The 4,886-nt window shown below is 28.1% G+C and carries 2 protein-coding genes, 1 tRNA gene, 1 rRNA gene and 1 other annotated feature; of the genes, 1 reads left to right on the forward strand and 3 read right to left on the reverse strand.

Annotated features, from left to right (window positions below):
* A 16S ribosomal RNA gene (locus tag KQI36_RS17460) occupies positions 1–69 on the reverse strand; the annotation flags it as partial.
* Positions 70–1,028: 959 nt separating this feature from the next.
* Here KQI36_RS17460 and KQI36_RS17465 point away from each other — a divergent pair.
* Positions 1,029–2,687 (forward strand): glutamine--tRNA ligase/YqeY domain fusion protein, encoded by a 1,659-nt coding sequence (locus KQI36_RS17465; RefSeq protein WP_216452002.1) that lies wholly within the window; start codon positions 1,029–1,031, stop codon positions 2,685–2,687.
* A 41-nt stretch (positions 2,688–2,728) separates the two neighbouring features.
* Here KQI36_RS17465 and gltX read toward each other — a convergent pair whose 3' ends face one another.
* Positions 2,729–4,387, reverse strand: a complete 1,659-nt coding sequence (gene gltX, locus KQI36_RS17470) for a glutamate--tRNA ligase (RefSeq protein ID WP_216452003.1) — start codon at positions 4,385–4,387, stop codon at positions 2,729–2,731.
* A gap of 59 nt (positions 4,388–4,446) precedes the next feature.
* Positions 4,447–4,674 (reverse strand) — a binding site (T-box leader).
* A 132-nt stretch (positions 4,675–4,806) separates the two neighbouring features.
* Positions 4,807–4,881 (reverse strand) — tRNA-Asn (locus tag KQI36_RS17475).
* Positions 4,882–4,886 lie beyond the last annotated feature (5 nt).

Consider the following 4,886-nt stretch of genomic DNA (forward strand, 5'->3'; position numbering starts at 1 on the left):
TCGCTCGACTTGCATGTGTTAGGCACGCCGCCAGCGTTCGTCCTGAGCCAGGATCAAACTCTCAATTTAAAAGTTTGAACTGCTTCAAGCAATTTGCTGACTATAATAGTCAATTTTTTTACATCTTTCGATGTGAGCATCTACAAAATAGATTCTCAAATGAATTAACTGGTTTTACCTATATTTATCTGTTTAATTTTCAAAGACCAATTTTTAACTTATTTGCCGTCGTTTCCCGACTGCTTAATTAGTTTATCATCTTGTTTTTCCCTTGTCAACAACTTTTTTTAAGTTGTTTTGAAAAACTTTTTCGCTTTAGGATGCTTACCTTTTCGGCGTTGCCCCTCAGCGACAAGATTTATTATATTAAACTTTTTAAGCCACATTTATTATTATTTACCTTGTTTAATTAAATTATTCCTATTTTTCTTTTAAATACTACATTTTTCTTTTAAATTTCATCTATTGACACACACGGTTAAGTTTGTGTTTCTAAATATGATTTTATGCAATTTCTATTTAATTGTATATGTACGAAACTAACTGTCTATCTTAATAATAAGATTCTATATATAAGTTTCAAATATTTAAATTAAAAATTTATAAATTTTTAATTTAAATATTTCTCCTATAATCTATATATAATTCAAAAATAATTATTCACTTAAATATTTTTAATGACAACTATAACTATAATATATATTTATATATAGTTATTAAAATTTCTCATGATCCTTAATTTAATAAGCTCTTAAATTCATAATTTTTATAACAAAAATTACTCTATATATTAGGATTGATGTTGTATTCCCATATTGACTTTATTTTTTCCTATTATTAGTTTAAAATAGTATATAAATACTATATAAAATGTAAATTAATAAATAATTTCACATTTTAATTAAATATTATACTTTAACTATACTATTATTTTAGTCTTCTAATTTTTATAATGGTTTATAATAACAATTAATATAGTAATGTAATATTGTATTCATAAAATTTTTTTTAAGAAAGGTATGTGTATTATGACTAAAGAAATTAATTCATCTAACTTTATAAAAAATATAGTAATCGACGACTTAAAAAGTGGTAAACATGATTCTATTTTAACTCGTTTTCCACCTGAACCTAACGGTTACTTACATATAGGCCACGCTAAATCTATAGTTTTAAACTTCGAATTAGCCGACGAGTTTAAGGGAAAAACAAATTTAAGATTTGATGATACTAATCCTACTAAAGAAGATACTGAATATGTTGAATCTATAAAAGAGGATGTTCAATGGTTAGGTTTTGATTGGGATAATTTATATTTTGCATCTGACTATTTTGAAGAAATGTATGATAGAGCTATTTTATTAATAAAAAAAGGTAAAGCATATGTTTGTGACTTAACACCAGATGAAATGAGAGAGTATAGAGGTACTCTAACATCACCAGGAAAAGAAAGTCCATATAGAAATAGATCTATAGAAGAAAATTTAGATTTATTTGAAAAAATGAGAAATGGTGAGTTTAAAGATGGGGAAAAAGTTTTAAGAGCTAAAATAGATATGGCATCTCCGAACATAAATATGAGGGATCCTATAATATACAGAATTGCTCATTCAACACATCATAATACTGGAGATAAGTGGTGTATATATCCAATGTACGACTATGCTCATCCATTAGAAGATGCTATAGAAGGAATTACTCATTCAATTTGTACTTTAGAATTTGAAGATCATAGACCTTTATATGATTGGGTTGTAAATGAATGTGAAATGCTAGCGAAACCTCAACAAATTGAATTTGCAAGATTAAATATAACTAATACTGTTATGAGTAAGAGAAAATTAAAAATGTTAGTTGATGAAAATGTTGTTGATGGATGGGATGATCCTAGAATGCCAACTATAGCTGGTTTAAGAAGAAGAGGATATACTCCTGAATCTATAAGAAACTTCTGTAGAGCCATTGGAGTTGCTAAAGCTGCTTCAACTGTAGATAGTCAAATGCTTGAATATTTTATAAGAGAAGATTTACATTCTAAAGCACCAAGAGCAATGGCAGTTTTAAAACCATTAAAATTAATTATAACTAACTATCCAGAAGGCCAAGTAGAAATGCTACCTATAGAAAATAATCCTGATAATGAAAATGCAGGGGTAAGACAAGTGCCATTTTCTAGAGAATTATATATTGAACAAGAAGACTTTATGGAGAATCCTCCTAAAAAATACTTTAGATTATTCCCTGGAAATGAAGTAAGACTAAAAGGAGCATACTTTGTTAAATGTAATGAAGTTATAAAAGATGCTGATGGTAATGTAACAGAAATTCGCTGTACTTATGATCCTGAAACTAAAAGTGGCAGTGGATTTACAGGAAGAAAAGTAAAAGGAACAATCCATTGGGTTGATGCTACAGCTGCAATTCCTGCTGAATTCAGACTATATGATCCTTTAATTCTTGATAATGAAACAGAAGAGGAAAAACATTTCTTAGAACAAATAAATCCTAATTCATTAGAAGTTTTAAATGGATTTATTGAGCCAAGTTTTAAAAATTCTAAAGCGCATGATAAATATCAACTATTTAGACATGGATACTTTAATGTTGATCCGAAATTAACTTCTGAAGATAAGCTTGTATTTAATAGAATAGTTTCATTAAAAAGCTCATTTAAATTAAATAAATAAATAAATAGCACTAGCAAAGTTTAATTTGCTAGTGCTTTTTATTAAAGAGATATAAATTTATTAAATCTTTCTCTTACTTTTTCTTCTCCCATTATTTGCATTATAGTATAAAGATCTGGAGTATTAGCTCTATGAGTTAATGCAGATCTAACTGATCCTGCTACATCTGAAACCATACCTTTATAAGCTTCAGGATCTTTTTTAAATGCTTTTCTATCTGTAGCATAACCTAATTCAACTGCTACAGACTTTAATTCTTCAAACCACGTATCCTTATCAGTATTAAAATTATATGCTTTTGAATAAGCCTCTATAATCCTTTGTGCTTCAACTAATTCTATTTTTTTTGGAAGTTCTATATTATCAATTCCATCATTATTAAATAATTCATCAAAGAAAAAGAATATTTTTTCTTTAACGTCATTCCATTTAGCGAAATCTTTTCTAGGTTTAGGTCCTTCTTTATCTATATTAAATACTTCTTTACACATATTTTCATTTGAAGTAACTAATTCATACATTTCTTTATTATATTCTTTAGCCCAATTTGTATAATAATCATAAACAACATCTGCTTTTAATCTGCATATAACATTTTTACTTACATCATTTAGTTTTACTATATCAAATAAAGCTCCACTTTTACTCATTTTATCTAAAGATACTTTAAACTCATGATAATCTGCAAATGGATTTTCTTCTCTCCACTCTTCAAATGTTGAATTTATTATATTTAATAAATATTCAATAACTGATATCATCGGATATCCTTCTTCATCATAATAACTTACTGCACTTTCTGCATCTTTTCTTTTAGAAAGTTTTCTTTTAGATCCTCCATCTTGTTTCATAATAGTTGGAGTATGTGCATATTCTGGTTTTTTAAATTTAAGAACATCAAATAATTGTACATGTATAGGAAGTGATGAAAGCCACTCCTCTCCTCTTATTACTGTAGTAGTTCCCATTAATGCATCATCTATTGCATGCGCAAAATGATATGTCGGAAGTCCATCTGATTTTATTATAACAATATCTTGATTATTTTCTGGGAATGATATATCTCCCTTTATTAAATCGTGAAACTCTACTCTTTTTTCTGAATTGCCTGGTGATTTTAATCTTATTATGTATCGTTCACCATTATTTATTTTTTCTAAAGCCTCTTCTGCTGATAAATTTCTGCAACTAGCATATTCACCATAATAACCAGGAGTTAATTTTTCTGATATTTGCTTTTCTCTTAATTTTTCTAAGTCCTCTGATGTACAAAAACATGGATATGCAAGACCCTTAGCTATTAAATCTTTAGCAAAAGTCTTGTATATCTCACCTCTTTCGCTTTGTCTATATGGACCGTATTCCCCCTTAGATGTAGTATCACCTGTCATACCTTCAGTAAAATCAAGTCCAAATTTATGCATTGTTTTTATTGTATCCTCTATAGCACCTTTTACTTCTCTTTTCTGATCTGTATCTTCTATTCTTAAAAAGAATACTCCTTCGCTTTGCGTTGCTATTCTTTCATCTATTAATGCTGAAAATACACCACCTATATGTTGAAATCCTGTTGGACTTGGTGCATATCTTGTAACTTTAGCTCCTTCTTTTAAGTTCCTTTTTGGATATTTGTCAATATAAAATTGTGGATTCTTATCAATATCAGGGAAAATAGCATTTGCTAATGATTGTAAATTCATATTATTCATCCTTTCATTTATTTATTAAAATTTAAAATAAAAAACCTTTCATCCTAAAATTATAGGACGAAAGGTTATATTCCGCGTTACCACCTAGATTGACTAAACTTTAAATTTAGTCCTCTCAATCTTTATAAGGGAAGAATCCCACAAGCTTACTCCATAAAAAATGATTTTCGGCTTATAGCTCTAGAGCTTCTTTTCATCATCGAAATTTACTAAGTTTCCACCCTCCTTAGCTCTCTATAAAATATTTGATGATTACTTTTCTCCTTCATCGCATAATATTAAATTCTTATTTAATTATATATTGCAATAGACATATTGTAAACATATATTTATTAGTTTTCCTCTTTTTGTATAAATTATTCTAATTAAATAAAAAAAGAAGTAGATATTCTACTTCTATGTTTCCAAAATGGCTCCGCGAAAAGGATTCGAACCTTCAACCTATCGGTTAACAGCCGAGTGCTCCACCGTTGAGCTATCGCGGAATATT

The sequence above is a fragment of the Clostridium senegalense genome (assembly GCF_018916625.1).
Lineage (GTDB): Bacteria > Bacillota > Clostridia > Clostridiales > Clostridiaceae > Clostridium_J > Clostridium_J senegalense.